At 58.8% G+C, this 15,582-nt stretch carries 13 protein-coding genes; 9 read left to right on the forward strand and 4 right to left on the reverse strand.

Annotation, left to right across the window (positions count from 1 at the left end):
• Positions 1 to 67: 67 nt before the first annotated feature.
• Entirely contained in the window at positions 68 to 2,044 is a 1,977-nt protein-coding gene (locus tag JL015_RS23225) for a TonB-dependent receptor domain-containing protein (protein ID WP_201020102.1), read from the forward strand.
• 53 nt (positions 2,045 to 2,097) lie between these two features.
• On the opposite strand, the gene JL015_RS23230 is transcribed toward JL015_RS23225, so the two are convergent.
• Together JL015_RS23230 and JL015_RS23235 are read right to left on the reverse strand one after the other, a co-directional pair.
• Positions 2,098 to 3,432 (reverse strand): ATP-binding protein, encoded by a 1,335-nt coding sequence (locus tag JL015_RS23230; protein ID WP_201020103.1) that lies wholly within the window; start codon positions 3,430 to 3,432, stop codon positions 2,098 to 2,100.
• 29 nt (positions 3,433 to 3,461) lie between these two features.
• The gene (locus tag JL015_RS23235) at positions 3,462 to 4,220 is read right to left on the reverse strand and encodes a response regulator transcription factor (protein ID WP_201020104.1); all 759 of its coding nucleotides are present in this window, start codon (positions 4,218 to 4,220) and stop codon (positions 3,462 to 3,464) included.
• Between the two features lie 239 nt (positions 4,221 to 4,459).
• Between JL015_RS23235 and ggt the strand changes: the two genes are divergently transcribed.
• Positions 4,460 to 6,187 (forward strand): gamma-glutamyltransferase, encoded by a 1,728-nt coding sequence (gene ggt / locus JL015_RS23240; RefSeq protein WP_201020105.1) that lies wholly within the window; start codon positions 4,460 to 4,462, stop codon positions 6,185 to 6,187.
• On the opposite strand, the gene JL015_RS23245 is transcribed toward ggt, so the two are convergent.
• Positions 6,170 to 7,078 carry a LysR substrate-binding domain-containing protein gene (locus tag JL015_RS23245; RefSeq protein WP_201020106.1) on the reverse strand — a complete coding sequence of 303 codons (909 nt, stop codon included), beginning with the start codon at positions 7,076 to 7,078 and terminating at the stop codon, positions 6,170 to 6,172. The two genes, ggt and JL015_RS23245, sit on opposite strands and share 18 nt — an antisense overlap.
• Before the next feature lie 107 nt (positions 7,079 to 7,185).
• Between JL015_RS23245 and JL015_RS23250 the strand changes: the two genes are divergently transcribed.
• The 3 genes from JL015_RS23250 to JL015_RS23260 all read left to right on the forward strand — a co-directional run bounded on the left by JL015_RS23250 (position 7,186) and on the right by JL015_RS23260 (position 9,686).
• Positions 7,186 to 7,950, forward strand: coding sequence for a sulfite exporter TauE/SafE family protein (locus JL015_RS23250; RefSeq protein ID WP_201020107.1), 765 nt, complete (start codon positions 7,186 to 7,188; stop codon positions 7,948 to 7,950).
• Positions 7,951 to 8,121: 171 nt separating this feature from the next.
• A complete protein-coding gene (locus tag JL015_RS23255) occupies positions 8,122 to 8,706 on the forward strand; it encodes an NAD(P)H-dependent oxidoreductase (protein ID WP_201020108.1) in 585 nt (194 codons plus the stop codon).
• Positions 8,707 to 8,786: 80 nt separating this feature from the next.
• Positions 8,787 to 9,686 carry a LysR family transcriptional regulator gene (locus JL015_RS23260; protein ID WP_201020109.1) on the forward strand — a complete coding sequence of 300 codons (900 nt, stop codon included), beginning with the start codon at positions 8,787 to 8,789 and terminating at the stop codon, positions 9,684 to 9,686.
• A gap of 230 nt (positions 9,687 to 9,916) precedes the next feature.
• On the opposite strand, the gene JL015_RS23265 is transcribed toward JL015_RS23260, so the two are convergent.
• Positions 9,917 to 11,500 carry a peptide chain release factor 3 gene (locus JL015_RS23265; protein ID WP_201020110.1) on the reverse strand — a complete coding sequence of 528 codons (1,584 nt, stop codon included), beginning with the start codon at positions 11,498 to 11,500 and terminating at the stop codon, positions 9,917 to 9,919.
• A 345-nt stretch (positions 11,501 to 11,845) separates the two neighbouring features.
• Here JL015_RS23265 and JL015_RS23270 point away from each other — a divergent pair, with 345 nt between their 5' ends.
• From JL015_RS23270 to JL015_RS23285, 4 genes are read left to right on the forward strand one after another with little or no spacing between them, the layout of a single operon-like run.
• Entirely contained in the window at positions 11,846 to 12,559 is a 714-nt protein-coding gene (locus tag JL015_RS23270; protein ID WP_201005628.1) for an ABC transporter permease, read from the forward strand.
• Positions 12,560 to 12,574: 15 nt separating this feature from the next.
• The gene (locus tag JL015_RS23275) at positions 12,575 to 13,468 is read left to right on the forward strand and encodes a glycine betaine ABC transporter substrate-binding protein (protein WP_201005627.1); all 894 of its coding nucleotides are present in this window, start codon (positions 12,575 to 12,577) and stop codon (positions 13,466 to 13,468) included.
• A gap of 13 nt (positions 13,469 to 13,481) precedes the next feature.
• Positions 13,482 to 14,135, forward strand: a complete 654-nt coding sequence (locus JL015_RS23280) for an ABC transporter permease (protein WP_201005626.1) — start codon at positions 13,482 to 13,484, stop codon at positions 14,133 to 14,135.
• On the forward strand, positions 14,132 to 15,298 hold the full coding sequence (locus tag JL015_RS23285) for an osmoprotectant ABC transporter ATP-binding protein OsmV (RefSeq protein ID WP_201020111.1): 1,167 nt from the start codon (positions 14,132 to 14,134) through the stop codon (positions 15,296 to 15,298). Before JL015_RS23280 ends, JL015_RS23285 begins: the two co-directional genes overlap by 4 nt.
• Positions 15,299 to 15,582 lie beyond the last annotated feature (284 nt).

The raw sequence follows: 15,582 nt of genomic DNA on the forward strand, positions 1-15,582 counted from the left end.
TGTCCAACCTTTGTGAATGTAGATGCATACGATTCTCTTTTACTTCTTTGAATCGTAAGGACGTTCCATGCATTCTCCTCTCCGTCTACGGCCTTCAGCTGTAATGATCAAACTTGCGCTGGCGTGTCTGGCTTCGGGTCAGGTGCATGCACAAGAGCAGGCCACAACCGAAGAGTCGGCCAATGTGCTGTCGATTGCAGACGTGGTGGTAACGGCTGCCGGTTATGAGCAGAACCTGGAGGATGCACCCGCCTCGATGACCGTCATTTCCGGTGACGATCTGCGCAAGAAATCCTTTCGTGATCTGACCGATGCGGTGCGTGATGTCGAAGGTGTCACGGTCAACGGTGGGGCCAACGAGACGGATATTTCCATTCGTGGCATGCCTGCCGATTACACGCTGATCCTGGTGGACGGCAAGCGCCAGAGCGCTCGCGAATCCCGGGTCAACGGCAACAGCGGCTACGAACAGAGTTTCATTCCGCCTGCCGAAGCCATCGAGCGAATCGAAGTGGTACGCGGCCCGATGTCTTCGCTGTACGGCTCCGATGCCATCGGTGGCGTCATCAATATCATCACCCGCAAGGTGACGCCGGAGTGGGGCGGTTCGATCACCTACGATTACTCGGCCCGTCAGCACAGCGATCAGGGCAATGCTCGCCAGACCCAGTTCTACCTCAGCGGCCCGATCAAGGAAGACCTGCTGGGCTTGCAGGTCTGGGGACGTTATCTGGATCGTCAGGCTGACGACGATATCGAACAAACCAACGGCTTCAGCAAGGCAGACCACCGTGACCTCACGGCGCGTCTGGCGATTACCCCGAACGCCGACCACGAGATCCAGCTGGAAGCCGGTGCAACCCGCCTGAAAAACGGCGATGGCCTGAGTGCGAATTGGGCGACCCGCGAGCAGGAAAACAACCGCGATCACTGGTCTATTTCCCACCAGGGCCGCTGGGGCTGGGCGACTTCCGATGTGTCGCTGGCCTACGAGAAATCCAGCCGTGAAGGTCTGGCCGACTCGACCCAGACCGATGTGCTGGGCCGCAAGCCTGAGGTCGAGAACACCGTATTCGACGCCAAGCTGGTGATGCCGACCGAGCACAACATCACCACGGTTGGTATGCAGTGGAACGACACCACCGTCACCGACTGGAACCAGGGCCTGGGTGATCGCAGGAACTACGAGTTCTCCGTTGTGCAGAGGGCGCTGTTCGCCGAAAACGAATGGTCGATGACCGATACGTTCTCTTTGACCACTGGCCTGCGCATGGACGACCACGAACAGTACGGCGTGCATTTCAGCCCGCGGGTCTATGGTGTGTGGCGTGCGACGGATGACTGGACATTCAAGGGCGGTGTCGCCCGTGGCTTCAAGGCACCTGAAGTGCGTGCCGTGGTTCCGGGATACTCCTACCTGCGACGCAACCGTTTCGTGATGTTCGGCAACCCGGACCTCAAGCCGGAAACCAGCACCAACTACGAACTGTCGGCGCTGTGGTCCAACCGCAATAACCTGTCGGCTGGTGCGACCGTTTTCTACAACGACTTCCAGGACAAACTGTCGACTGTGACCACCACAGAGGTCTGGAACGGTTTCACCGTAATGGACCGGGTCAACGTCGATAAAGCGGTCATCCAGGGCGTCGAGCTGAATGGTCGCTGGGATGTGACATCGGCCGTCGCGATCAAGGGTAACTTCACCTACACCGACTCAGAGCAGAAGAGCGGCGCCAACGCTGGCGCGCCACTGGCCCTGACGCCGGAGCGCAAGGCCAACCTGCGTGCCGAATGGCAATTGAACGACCGCACTCAACTGTGGGCGGCGACCAATTACTACGGCAAGGAATACGGCAACACCATCACCGACGAAGCGTCACCGGCTTACACCACGGCTGACTTTGGCGGGTCTTATGAACTGACCAAAAATGTCTCGCTCAATGGCGCGCTGTATAACGTGACCGACCGACGTCTGGATGACGAAACCTATGGCACCGTCAACTATGGCCGTACGTTGTGGGCGAGTACGACAGTGCGGTTCTGATTGAGCTTTTCGCGAATGAATTCGCTCCCACGGCGAGCGGGGTAGGAGCGAATTTATTCGCGAACAGAGGGCAACCTTACAACCGCACACAACCCCGCAGGCGGGCGGTTTTCCAGGGTGAGTTCGCCGCCATGGGCCTGGATGCAGGAGCGTGCGATGGCCAGGCCAAGGCCCAGCCCGCCCTGGGTGTTATCCGCGCCGCTCTGGCTCAATTGCACGAAGGGCTCGAACACCTGGGTCAGCCAGTCCTGTTCGATCCCCGGCCCGTGGTCGAGGATTTCCAGGCGGATTTCCGACTCGTCGACAGCAAGGCTCACAGTGGCATCCCCCGCATGGCGCAAGGCATTGTCGATCAGGTTGGTCAGTGCTCGTTTGAGCGCCAGTGGACGACAGTGGCAATAAACCTCTTGCCCGCGCTCCCAGCCTATCGGCTGTCCCATGCTCTGATAACGGCGGGTGAGGTCGTCGAGCAGGGCGGTCAGCGATATTCTGACCGTCGCTTCCTGCACCGCATCACCGCGTACGAAGTTCAACGTTTCGCGCACCATGGCGCGTAGTTCATCGAGGCTTTCGAGCATGTCGTCGCGCTCGGGGCTGTCTTCCATCAACTCCATTTGCAGGCGCAGTTCGGTGATGGGTGTATTGAGGTCATGACTGATGGCGGCCAGCATTCGCGTCCTGCCTTCGACATGCCGGGCGATGCGTTCCTGCATCACATTGAAAGCTCTTGTCAGGTCGCGAGCCTCTTGCGGGCCTGAAAGCGGCAAGGGTGATATCCATTCTCCGCGACTGACCCGCTCGGTCGCCTGCGCCAGTGTCTTGACCGGCTGCACCACGCGCCGCATGAAAAAGATCACGATCAACAACACTGGAATGGTGGTGACCGGCAAGGTATAGGCCAGCATGCGGCCCCATTCGTAACCCCCTGCCGGATGCTGGATGGCGTTCAACTGCTTGCCTTCAGGCAGCCCGATGCTGGTACGCAACCTCAGCGGTGCCCAACCGGCCGCCACGAAAACATGCTCGCGTGCCGGGCCTCCGCTGATGCGCTCCAGTTGCATGCCGATGAGAGCATCGGCGGGCAGGGTCAGGCGTTTCTTCAGGTCGCTGACCATGCGATGTTCTTCCGGGCGCATATCACTGGCATCGGCGATGGCGCTGCTGGCGACCCAGAAGTGCGAGTCAGGTGTCTGCATTGAAGCCAGCAGATGTGATGCATCTTCGGCGGATAAACCCTGTGCCGCATGATAGGCGGTGATCAGCCGTTCAATGGCCAGTGTGCGTGACAACGGGTGAATCAGGGCGCCGGTGCGTTGCAGATAAAGCATGGCGATGGCATTGGAAGCCAGCAGTGCGAGCAGCAGCAAGACGCCCAGTTGATGGGCCATGCGCCTGGGCCATAACCGTCGCAGCAGCTTCATGCGTCGGGCAAGGTGACAGTGGCGACCAGCATGTAGCCGTCGCCCCAGATGGTGCGTAGCAAGTCCGGTTCCAGCGGGTTGTCATCGAGTTTGCGGCGCAGGCGGCTGATCTGTCGGTCGATGGCGCGGTCGAACACTTCAGTGCCGGGGCGTGCTGTCAGATCGATCAGGCGCTGGCGGCTCAGAATGGTATTGGGGTTGGCGAGCAGTACCTGCAGCAGCCGGCTTTCTACCGTGCTGAGCCTGACAGCCGAGCCATCGAGACGTATCAGCGTGCTGTTGCTGGCGGTGAAACTCAGGCCGGCGAACTCATAACGTTGCTTCAGATCCGATGTGTCGGCGGGTGGCAGCGCGCTGCTCGCTCTGCTCTGGCCTGTGCCGCGCCGACGTAACAGGCTGTTGATCCGCGCGACGAGTTCGCGAGGCTCGAACGGTTTGGTCACGTAATCGTCAGCACCGATATCCAGGCCGTGAACCCGGTCGGCGGAGGTGTCGCGAGCGGTCAGCAGAATCACCGGAATGTTCTCGCGTCGATGCAGTTTGCTGCACAGCTCGAAGCCATCGCCATCGGGCAGCATGACATCCAGCACGATGACATCGAATGCCTGATGCTTGAGCAACTGCCACATGCCAGCGGCATCTTCTGCCGTACGCACCTCGAACTGATGGCGGCGCAAATAGACGGCCAGCGGGTCGCGGATCTTGCGATGGTCGTCGACGACCAGAATGCGCGGGGCTGCGACAGTGGACGTCATCGTATTTCCCGGGAAGAAAACTGGCGCATGAAGATATGGATGATTCTCATTTTAAAACGCGATCTTATCCCATAAACGCAGTGATCGCTGATTCGCACGTTGGACCGGTTGTTGGCAGGGGCGGCAGGAACCGCTACTTTGGACGGCGTTTGGCCCGCGCAAGAGTGCCGGGTACGGCCTTGAGGCGTTTTGCATGACGCTTGCCAAACGTCCCCCGACTCAGAAAAAGAAGGAACGACATGAAGTTTGAACCCCTCTCCAGGTCGCTGATCGCGACAGCACTCATTCTGGCTTACGCCCCTGTTCACGCCGCCTCTCAGGCACCGGTCGCCGCCGAAAACGGCATGGTGGTCAGCGCCCAGCATCTGGCGACCCACGTGGGTGTCGATGTTCTCAAGGACGGGGGAAATGCGATCGATGCCGCCGTGGCGGTCGGTTATGCACTGGCAGTGGTTTACCCCGCAGCAGGCAACCTGGGCGGCGGTGGTTTCATGACGATTCAACTGGCCGACGGGCGCAAGACGTTCCTGGATTTCCGCGAAAAGGCTCCGCTGGCGGCCACTGCCGACATGTATCTGGACAAGCAGGGCAATGTCATTCCTGATCTCAGCTCCAAAGGTCACTTGTCTGTGGCCGTGCCGGGAACAGTCGCGGGCATGGAGCTGGCGTTGAGCAAATACGGGACCCGCAAGCGTGAGGACGTGATTGCTCCGGCCATCAAGCTCGCCGAGGACGGCTTTGTCCTGAAGCAGGGCGATGTCGATCTGCTGTCGACGGCCACTGATGTGTTCAGGGCGGATATGGCCGACTCGGGGTCGATCTTCCTGGACAAGGGCGAGCCGCTGAAAGTCGGTCAGAAACTGGTGCAGAAGGATCTGGCCAAGACCCTGCAGGAAATCTCCAACAAGGGTAACGACGGATTCTACAAAGGTCGGGTCGCCAAGGCGTTGGTGGATTCCAGCCAGGCCGGCAAGGGCATCATTACCCAGGCTGACCTCGATCACTACAAGCCCCGCGAGCTTGCGCCCATCGAGTGTGACTACCGTGGCTATCACGTGGTTTCGGCACCACCACCCAGCTCGGGCGGCGTGGTCATCTGCCAGATGCTGAATATCCTTGAAGGCTACCCGATGAAAGAGCTGGGCTATCGCTCGGCCCAGGGCACGCACTATCAGATAGAAGCCATGCGTCATGCCTATGTCGACCGCAACAGCTATCTGGGCGACCCGGATTTCGTCAAGAATCCCATCGAGCACCTGCTGGACAAGAACTACGCGACCAAACTGCGTGAGGCCATCGATCCGCAAAAGGCCGGTGACTCCAACAAGATCAAACCGGGTGTCGCGCCCCATGAAGGCAATAACACCACTCATTACTCCATCATCGATAAATGGGGCAATGCGGTTTCGGTGACCTACACCCTCAACAACTGGTTCGGTGCCGGGGTCATGGCCAGCAAGACCGGCGTCATTCTCAATGACGAGATGGACGACTTCACCACCAAGGTGGGCGTGCCCAACATGTTCGGTCTGGTGCAGGGCGAAGCCAACGCCATCGCACCGGGCAAGACGCCGCTTTCATCCATGAGCCCGACCATCGTCACCAAGGATGGCAAGGTTGTCATGGTGGTCGGCACGCCGGGCGGCAGCCGGATCATTACCGCAACCTGGCTGACCATGCTCAACGTGATCGACTACGGCATGAACATTCAGGAAGCCGTCGATGCACCACGCTTCCATCAGCAATGGCAGCCGGAAACCACCAACCTTGAGGCGTTCGCCGTCAGCCCGGATACGCTCAAGATCCTCGAAAGCTGGGGGCACAAGTTTGCAGGGCCTCAGCCGCTCAACCACGTTGCTGCAATCCTGGTCGGCGCACCTTCGCTGGAAGGCAAACCGGTGGGCAATAACCGTTTCTACGGGGCCAACGACCCTCGCCGCAACACCGGGTTATCGTTGGGGTACTGAGTAAAAATGCCCAGGGTCCAGAAACGTCAACAATGCCTTGGCATAGCCTGGCAGTGAGTCGAAGTCCGTTGCGCACAGCAGCAGTTTTCGATCAGCCCAGGCATCGCTCAACGGCAACGCCTTGAATGTTTCTGGACCTTGCCAGCGATTCACGGCGGCCTGCGGCACGATCCCCAGCCCGGCGCCATGGGCGACCATGCGGATGACGCCGTCGAAGCCTTCGGCACGAACCCGGATGCGCAAGCGCTTGCCGGCGTGCAGCGCCTGTTCTTCGAGATAGATACCCAAGGCGCTGCTGGCCGACAGGGCGACGAATTCGTTATCCAGAGTTTGTGTGAAACGCACCGTGGAGAGGGTGGCGAGTGGATGATCCACCGGCATGATGAGTGTCAGAGGATCATCGCGAAATGGTCGGGTCTGCAGGTCGCTGGCGTCCATCGCATCGGAAATGATGCCGATATCGGCCGTACCATGGCGCACGGCATGCAGGATGCGCAGGCTGGGTTGCTCCTCCAGGTCGAGATCGATATTGGGGTGAGTGACCAGGAAACTGGCCAGCAATTCCGGCAGGTGTTCGCTGAGCGTCGAGGTGTTGCACAGTAGCCGGACCTGCCCTTTGAAACCCTTGGCGTAGTCCGCCAGATCGAACTGCATGCGTTCGACCTGTTGCAGGATCAACCGCGCATGCTGCCCAAGGGCTTTGCCTGCCGGAGTCGGGGTGACACCACGTCTGCCGCGTTCGAGCAAAGGCGTATCGAGTGAAGCTTCCAGCGCCCTGATCCGCGCACTGGCCGATGCCAGTGACAAATGGCTGTGTGCCGCGCCAGCAGTGATGTTGCCGGCTTCAAGGACATTCAGGAACAGCCGCAAGTCAATGAAATCGAAGTGCATGGTGAGCCTCGCGCTTGCGATCGATAGGTTCAGCCTCTGTCTTTGCTTGAGGCAGGCTTGGTGCAAGACAGATATTCAAAACGATTCGGCTGGCTCAGGATAGGGCCATGAATACATTCCTGGATTTTTATCAAACTGCCGGTTGGGGCCTTACCGCTCTGGTGATCGGTACCTTTCTCCTGGCCGGAACGGTCAAGGGTGTGATCGGGCTCGGCTTGCCGACAGTGGCCATGGGGCTTTTGGGGCTGGCTATGTTGCCGGCACAGGCTGCGGCTCTGCTGATCATTCCTTCTACCTTCACCAACATCTGGCAACTGGCGACAGGTGGCCACTTGAAGCCGTTGCTCAGGCGCTTGTGGCCAATGCTCAGCCTGATCGTCATCGGCACATTTCTGGGTTCGTTCTGGCTGGGCATGAGCGGCGGACATTCGATGACTCGCGCACTGGGCGGGGCGTTGCTGCTCTATGCGCTGAGCGGGCTGTTTCTGCCGACGTTCAAGGTGTCAGCCAGGACCGAGCGCTGGCTTGGGCCAGTATGCGGTTTCATCACCGGGATCATCACTTCGGCCACCGGCGTGTTCGTGATTCCAGCTGTGCCTTACCTGCAAGCGTTGTCGCTGGAGCGTAATGAACTGGTGCAGGCGCTAGGGTTGTCGTTCACCGTTTCGACACTGGCGCTGGCGGCAGGCTTGCTGTGGAACGGGGCACTGGGTGGCGGTGAAATGGGGGCGTCACTGCTGGCGCTGATCCCAGCCTTGCTGGGGATGTTGTTGGGCCAATGGCTTCGCCAGCGAATCAGCGCCCTGGTTTTCAAGCGAGTGTTCTTTATCGGGATGGGAGCGCTTGGGCTGCATTTGCTGATAGCAGGCTGACCCTTTTTAAATCAATAATTGATGATTGATTCGTGCCTTTCAGGCAAAAGTATTTTGCCTGACGGGTCATTACTCACTTGCACGTGTTTCTTTATCCTGCGGCCCATTGTTTTTGACTTTCAATCCGGCTTCGGCGGGTCGGGTTTTCAAGCATTTATCCATGAGGCTGACATGAAAAAGATCCTGTTCCTGAACGGCGGCAAACAATTCGCGCATTCTGAAGGCCGCTATAACGCAACCTTGCATGAAGCCGGTGTGGCTTTCATGGACCGTGCCGGTTTCGACGTGAAGGAAACCTTTATCGACGGCGGCTACGACCTGGCCGAAGAAGTGCAGAAGTTTCTCTGGGCCGACGTCGTGGTCTGGCAAATGCCTGGCTGGTGGATGGGCGCGCCATGGACTGTGAAAAAGTACATCGATGAAGTCTTCACCGAGGGGCATGGCAGCCTGTACGCCAACGACGGTCGTACCCGTTCCGACGCTTCGCAGAAATACGGCAGTGGCGGCTTGCTGCAAGGCAAGCAGTACATGATCTCCGCGACCTGGAATGCGCCGCAGCAGGCCTTCGACGACCCGACCGATTTCTTTGAAGCCAGGGGCGTGGACGCGGTGTACTTCCCGTTTCACAAGGCCAACCAGTTTCTGGGCATGACCGGCCTGCCGACTTTCCTGGCGGTGGATGTGATGAAGCGCCCGGATATCGACAGCGATGTGAAGCGCTATGAGGCGCATCTGGCTCAAGTGTTTGGGGTTTGATTTATTTCGCGGATGAATCCGCTCCCACGGCAGCGAACGAACGGCGCTAATATCCAGTCTGTTTTGAGCTGGAGGCAACAATGAAAGCCAGGTCCGATGAATTGCAGGTCTTTGTTTCGGTGATCGAAAGCGGGTCGATTTCTGCCGCCGCCGAGCACATGGGGCAAACACCTTCCGGTGTCAGCCGGACCCTGGCGCGCCTTGAGGCCAAGCTGGAAACCACACTGATCAACCGCACCACGCGGCGCATGGATCTGACGGAGGAGGGCAAGTTCTTTCTGGCGCGAGCCCGACAGATTCTTGAGCAGATGGAGGATCTGGAAGAGCATCTGTCCCTGTCCCGACAAAGACCGTCCGGACGTTTGCGCGTCAATGCCGCTTCGCCGTTCATGCTGCACTCGGTCGTGCCTTACGTGGCCGAGTTTCGCCAGCTGTACCCGGACATCCAGCTTGAACTCAACAGCAATGATCTGGTTATCGATCTGCTTGAGCAGAACACCGATATCGCCATCCGCATCGGGACTCTGGCCGATTCAACCCTGCATGCCCGCTCTCTGGGATGTACCCCGCTCAATATCCTGGCCAGCCCGGATTATTTGAAGCGACATGGTGTACCGACCTCGGTCGAGGAACTGGCGAACCATACGTTGCTGGGGTTCTCCCACAGCGAAACCCTGAATAACTGGCCGCTGCGTCATGCGGGTGGAGATCGCTGGCCGATTCAGCCGGCATTGTCAGCATCCAGTGGCGACACATTGCGTCACCTTGCACTGGCGGGAGAGGGGATCGTGTGCCTGTCGCACTTCATGACCCACGAAGATATTCGTGAGGGGCGTCTTCAGGTTGTGCTGGCCGATGCCCACAGCGGGTATCGACAGCCCATCCATGCGGTGTACTACCGCAACTCGAAGCTGGCGCTGAGAATTCAGTGCTTTCTGGATTTCATGCAGGAAAAGCTGGCGCAGTATGCCTGCAAGTAATTTTTGGGCTCGTGCATTCGCGACTGAAGTCGCTACGCACTAATGCCGATCAGTTAAGGTGCAAGCAAAACTTGTGGGAGGCAGCTTGCTGGCGAAAAGGCGTGAAAACCGGCAGATATTCTGCGTCTGTACGCTGAAGTCGCCAGCAAGCTGCCTCCCACAAAGTGATTTATGGCCTTAACTGATCTGCATTACTCCTACGCACTGTGACTGAGGCAGGCGAATTCAGATCAATGGTGTTCGCGGGTTGCGCGGAATTTCACGTCCGGCCAGCGCTCTTCCATCAGGACCAGGTTGACGCGGGTCGGGGCCAGGTAGGTCAGGTGACCGCCGCCGTCCAGAGCCAGGTTTTCCACAGCCTTGTTTTCAAACTCTTCGAGTTTCTTCTTGTCACCGCTGTCGATCCAGCGGGCTGACCAGACGGTGATCGGCTCGTAGGCGCATTCGACCTTGTACTCTTCCTTCAGACGGCTGGCGACCACATCGAACTGCAGCACGCCGACGGCGCCCAGGATGATGTCGTTGCTGCGCAGCGGGAAGAACACCTGCGTTGCGCCTTCTTCGGCCAGCTGTTGCAGGCCCTGGCGCAGTTGCTTGGATTTGAGCGGATCCTTCAGGCGTACGCGGCGGAACAGTTCCGGCGCGAAGTGCGGGATACCGGTGAAGCCCAGGCTTTCGCCTTCGGTGAAGGTGTCACCGATCTGGATCGTGCCGTGGTTGTGCAGGCCGATGATGTCACCGGCATACGCCTCTTCCAGTTGCTCGCGCTCGGAAGAGAAGAATGTCAGTGCGTCGCCGATCCGTACATCCTTGCCCAGACGTACATGGCGCATTTTCATGCCCTTGTCGTAGCGGCCCGAACAGATGCGCATGAAGGCGATACGGTCGCGGTGTTTAGGGTCCATGTTCGCCTGGATCTTGAACACGAAACCGCTGAACTTCTCTTCGACCGGCTCTACGCTGCGCTCGTTGGCAACCCGCGCCAGAGGTTTGGGAGCCCAGTCCACCACGGCATCGAGCACGTGATCGACACCGAAGTTACCCAATGCAGTCCCGAAGAACACCGGGGTCAGTTGCCCGTTGATGAACTCTTCCTGATTGAACTCGTGGCAGGCACCCTGCACCAGTTCCAGTTGCTCGACGAAACGGTCGTACTCGTCGCCCAGGTGAGCACGGGCTTCGTCCGAGTCCAGTTTCTGGATGATCTTGGTTTCAGTGCGCTCATGACCGTGACCGGCGGTGTAGACGATGATGTAGTCGTCGGCCAGGTGGTAGACACCCTTGAAGTCGCGGTAGCAGCCAATCGGCCAGGTGATCGGTGCGGCCTTGATCTTCAGGACCGCTTCGATCTCGTCCAGCAACTCGATAGGGTCGCGGATGTCGCGGTCGAGTTTGTTGATGAAGCTGACGATGGGTGTGTCGCGCAGGCGGCAGACGTCCATCAGGGCGATGGTGCGAGGCTCTACACCTTTACCGCCGTCCAGCACCATCAGCGCCGAGTCGACTGCCGTCAGGGTGCGATAGGTGTCTTCGGAGAAGTCTTCGTGACCCGGGGTATCGAGCAGGTTGATCATGTGATCGCGATACGGGAACTGCATGACCGAAGTGGTGATGGAGATGCCGCGCTGTTTCTCCATTTCCATCCAGTCGGATGTGGCATGACGATCTGATTTACGGGATTTGACCGTACCGGCGACGGAAATGGCCTTGCCCATCAGGAGCAGTTTTTCCGTGATGGTGGTTTTACCGGCGTCCGGGTGGGAAATAATGGCGAAAGTGCGGCGTTTCGCGACTTCGGCGGCCTGTTGGGTCATGGGAAATCGCCTGAAAGAGAGTCAAAAAAAGGGCGCAGATTATAGCTCAACTCAAGCCAATAACCGAACCGTTCAGTCGATTCAGGGTGGCCAAATAGCATCTCCCGTGGGAACCTTTCAGACCGTGGAGACGTCCACTCTCTTGTAACAGGCTATGTAAGGCCGGCATCAAGAGCTGATAAATCAGCAAGTTAGCTTGACGAAGTTGCGCTCATGGCCTGTGTATTCGCCGAGGAAAAATCCTCGCTGGCGATCCACCTGCTGCTCTTCGCGAACGTTATTGCAGGCGCTCATTACCGGGCGTCACAGGCAGCGCGTTCGCCGACTGAAATAAGGAGTCCGCCCGTGGCTAATCGCTATGGCAAGGGGCTATTGGGAGGTACGGTTGGCATCGTACTCCTGGCCCTGCTGGTCCACTGGATCGGCATCGATACGTTTATGAAGTACAAGGATGATCTGCTGTTTTACCTGCAGGCCCATCTGGTTCTGGTTCTGGTTTCAATGTTGGCGGCTGTCGTGGTCGGTATCCCTGCCGGCATTGCGCTCAGCCGACCGAACATGGTCGGCCGAGCCGAACGCTTCATGCAGATCTTCAACATTGGCAACACCGTTCCACCCCTCGCGGTTCTGGCCATCGCTCTCGGGATTCTCGGGATCGGCAGTGGTCCAGCCATCTTCGCCTTGTTCCTCGCCTCGTTGCTGCCCATCGTGCGCAACACCTACGAAGGCCTGAAAAACGTTCAGGGTTCACTCAAGGAAGCCGCTACCGGCATCGGCATGACACCGCGTCAGGTGTTGCTGCGTGTCGAGCTGCCCAATGCCGTGCCGATCATTGTCGGCGGTGTTCGCGTGGCGCTGGCGATCAATGTGGGAACCGCGCCGCTGGCGTTCCTGATTGGTGCCAACAGCCTTGGCAGCCTGATTTTCCCCGGTATTGCCCTGAACAATCAGCCGCAATTGCTGCTGGGTGCTGCGTGTACGGCGTTGCTCGCTCTGGTACTTGATGGCCTGGTCTCTCTGTTGAGTCGCATCTGGCTGGAGCGCGGCCTGAGCCGCTGAGAGAAAGGAACTTCCATGAAAAAGCTAGCTTTGTTACTGGGCCTCGGGCTGCTGTTCAGCAGTTTTGCCCAGGCAGCAGAAAAACCCTTGCTGCGCATCGGCGCACGGGTATTTACCGAGCAGACCATGCTCGCCGAACTGACCGCGCAATACCTGCGCACCAAGAACTACAACGTGCAGATTACCGGTGGCCTGGGCAGCAACCTGGCCCGCAGCGCACAGGAAAGCGGTCAACTCGATCTGTTATGGGAGTACACCGGTGTGTCGCTGGTGGCCTACAACCATATCGACGAAAAGCTCGACAGCGAGCAGACCTACGCACGGGTCAAGGAAGTGGATGCAAAGAAAGGCCTGGTCTGGCTTTCACCGTCCCGCTTCAACAACACCTATGCCTTGGCACTGCCGCAGAAAATTGCCGATCAGTATCCACAGGTCAACACCATGAGCGACCTGACCAAGGTGCTCAAGGACGAAGCCAGAGAGGGTCATGTCGTAGCGCTGGACACCGAGTTTGCCAATCGTTCCGATGGGCTGATCGGCATGGTCAAGCATTACGACATGAATCTCGGTCGCGAGAATACCCGGCAGATGGACGCCGGACTGGTCTACACCGCCTTGCGTAACGGGCAGGTGTTCGCCGGGCTGGTGTACACCACTGACGGACGCCTGAACGCCTTCAAGCTCAAGGTGCTGGAAGACGACAAGCATTACTTCCCGGATTACACCGCCGCGCCGGTGATTCGTCAGGAGTACCTGGATGCCCATCCTGAAATCGCCACGCTGCTCAAGCCGCTGGCTGACCTTCTGGATAACCAGACCATGATCGAGCTCAACGCCCGCGTCGATGTCGGTCATGAAAGCCCCGCCAAAGTCGCCGCAGATTTCCTGCGCCAGCATCCACTCAAATAAGGAAGGAGACGATATGAGTTTCTTTAGCGCCTTCTCCCATCTGGACTGGGCTCAGGTCATGCAGTTGACCTGGCAGCACATCACCCTGGTCGGTATCGCCGTGAGCCTGGCGATTGTGGTGGGTGTTCCCCTCGGTGTGTTGATGACACGCTTTCCGACGCTGGCCGGGCCGCTGCAAGCCAGTGCCACGGTGCTGCTGACGGTGCCGTCCATTGCCCTGTTCGGTCTGCTGCTGCCGTTCTATTCCAAATTCGGCCAGGGCCTTGGCCCGTTGCCAGCGATCACGGCGGTGTTTCTCTATTCACTGTTGCCGATCATGCGCAACACCTACCTGGCCCTGACGGGTGTGGATGCGGGTATCCGCGAAGCTGCCAAAGGTATCGGCATGACCTTCGGCCAGCGCCTGCGCATGGTTGAACTGCCGATTGCCGTGCCTGTGATCCTCGCCGGTGTGCGCACCGCCGTGGTGATGAATATCGGTGTCATGACCATCGCCGCCACGATCGGTGCCGGTGGCCTGGGCGTACTCATTCTCGCGTCAATCAGCCGCAGCGACATGTCGATGCTGATCGTCGGCGCAGTGCTGGTCAGCATTCTGGCCATCTTCGCCGACCTGCTCCTGCAATGGCTGCAACGCACCCTGACTCCAAAAGGATTGCTCAAATGATCGAACTTCAGAATCTGACCAAAACCTTCACCTCCAACGGCAAAGACGTCAAAGCCGTGGACTCGGTAAGCCTGACCGTCAATGAAGGTGAGATCTGCGTCTTTCTCGGGCCTTCGGGTTGCGGCAAGAGCACCACGCTGAAAATGATCAACCGCCTGATCGTGCCGACCTCCGGCAAGGTGCTGATCAACGGTGAAGACACCACCGACCTGGACGAAGTGACCCTGCGCCGCAACATCGGTTACGTGATCCAGCAGATCGGCCTGTTCCCGAACATGACCATCGAAGAAAACATCGTGGTCGTGCCCAAGCTGCTCGGCTGGGACAAGCAACGCTGCCACGACCGTGCCCGCGAACTGATGAGCATGATCAAGCTTGAGCCCAAGCAGTATCTGCATCGCTATCCCCGTGAGCTGTCCGGTGGTCAGCAACAGCGCATCGGCGTGATTCGTGCCCTGGCGGCCGAAGCGCCGCTGCTGCTGATGGACGAGCCGTTCGGCGCTGTCGACCCGATCAACCGCGAGATGATCCAGAACGAGTTCTTCGAGATGCAGCGTGCGTTGAACAAGACCGTGATCATGGTCAGCCACGACATCGACGAAGCCCTCAAGCTGGGTGACAAGATTGCGATCTTCCGGGCGGGCAAGCTGTTGCAGATCGACCACCCGGACACTTTGCTGGCGCACCCGGCGGACGAGTTCGTCAGCAACTTCGTCGGCCAGGACAGCACACTCAAGCGCCTGCTGCTGGTCAAGGCCGAAGACGCCGCCGACAACGCACCGTCGGTGAGCCCGGAAACTCCGGTGGCCGATGCGCTGGAAGTGATGGACGAAAACGACCGTCGCTACATTGTCGTCACCGATGCCGAGAACAAGGCACTGGGGTACGTGCGTCGTCGCGACTTGCATCGCCAGCAGGGCACCTGCGCCCAGTTCCTGAGCGAGTTCAACGCCACGGCCGCCTACGACGAACACTTGCGCATCCTGCTGTCGCGCATGTACGAGTTCAATCGCGCCTGGTTGCCGGTTCTGGATGCCGAGCGTGTGTTCCTTGGTGAGGTGACGCAAGAGTCGATTGCGGCTTATCTGAGTTCCGGGCGTTCACGGGGCATGAAGACCAGTATTGTTTCGCCGGCTGAGGTTGCGGCTGAAGCGCTGAGCTAATGCGGGGTAGGGGCGAATTCATTCGCGAAGGACGGTGTTCGCGACTGAAGTCGCTCCTACGGCGACTTACGAGAAAATGGCCTTGCAGGCTGTCACCCAAATCGCCCTGAAAATGAACATCAGCCTGTCATCAGGGTCGGTTATAACGGCGGTCAACTCGGTTATCTGCCGAACGTGTGTCAAAACGCGACATTTTTTGTTGATCTCAAGCCTCTCAGGTCCTAAAGTTCGCGCCGAACGTCCATGCTGGAAACGATCCATCCGGCTCAAGTACTGACGACGAG

Source organism: Pseudomonas cichorii, assembly GCF_015471405.1.
In the GTDB taxonomy this organism is placed as follows: Bacteria; Pseudomonadota; Gammaproteobacteria; order Pseudomonadales; family Pseudomonadaceae; genus Aquipseudomonas; species Aquipseudomonas serbiensis.

What these genes read in the sequence shown, in the direction of transcription:
- JL015_RS23225 (WP_201020102.1), top strand. Translation starts at nt 68, where the DNA reads ATGCATTCTCCTCTCCGTCTACGGCCTTCAGCTGTAATGATCAAACTT.
- JL015_RS23230 (WP_201020103.1), bottom strand. Translation starts at nt 3,432, where the DNA reads ATGGCCCATCAACTGGGCGTCTTGCTGCTGCTCGCACTGCTGGCTTCC.
- JL015_RS23235 (WP_201020104.1), bottom strand. Translation starts at nt 4,220, where the DNA reads ATGACGTCCACTGTCGCAGCCCCGCGCATTCTGGTCGTCGACGACCAT.
- ggt (WP_201020105.1), top strand. Translation starts at nt 4,460, where the DNA reads ATGAAGTTTGAACCCCTCTCCAGGTCGCTGATCGCGACAGCACTCATT.
- JL015_RS23245 (WP_201020106.1), bottom strand. Translation starts at nt 7,078, where the DNA reads ATGCACTTCGATTTCATTGACTTGCGGCTGTTCCTGAATGTCCTTGAA.
- JL015_RS23250 (WP_201020107.1), top strand. Translation starts at nt 7,186, where the DNA reads ATGAATACATTCCTGGATTTTTATCAAACTGCCGGTTGGGGCCTTACC.
- JL015_RS23255 (WP_201020108.1), top strand. Translation starts at nt 8,122, where the DNA reads ATGAAAAAGATCCTGTTCCTGAACGGCGGCAAACAATTCGCGCATTCT.
- JL015_RS23260 (WP_201020109.1), top strand. Translation starts at nt 8,787, where the DNA reads ATGAAAGCCAGGTCCGATGAATTGCAGGTCTTTGTTTCGGTGATCGAA.
- JL015_RS23265 (WP_201020110.1), bottom strand. Translation starts at nt 11,500, where the DNA reads ATGACCCAACAGGCCGCCGAAGTCGCGAAACGCCGCACTTTCGCCATT.
- JL015_RS23275 (WP_201005627.1), top strand. Translation starts at nt 12,575, where the DNA reads ATGAAAAAGCTAGCTTTGTTACTGGGCCTCGGGCTGCTGTTCAGCAGT.
- JL015_RS23280 (WP_201005626.1), top strand. Translation starts at nt 13,482, where the DNA reads ATGAGTTTCTTTAGCGCCTTCTCCCATCTGGACTGGGCTCAGGTCATG.
- JL015_RS23285 (WP_201020111.1), top strand. Translation starts at nt 14,132, where the DNA reads ATGATCGAACTTCAGAATCTGACCAAAACCTTCACCTCCAACGGCAAA.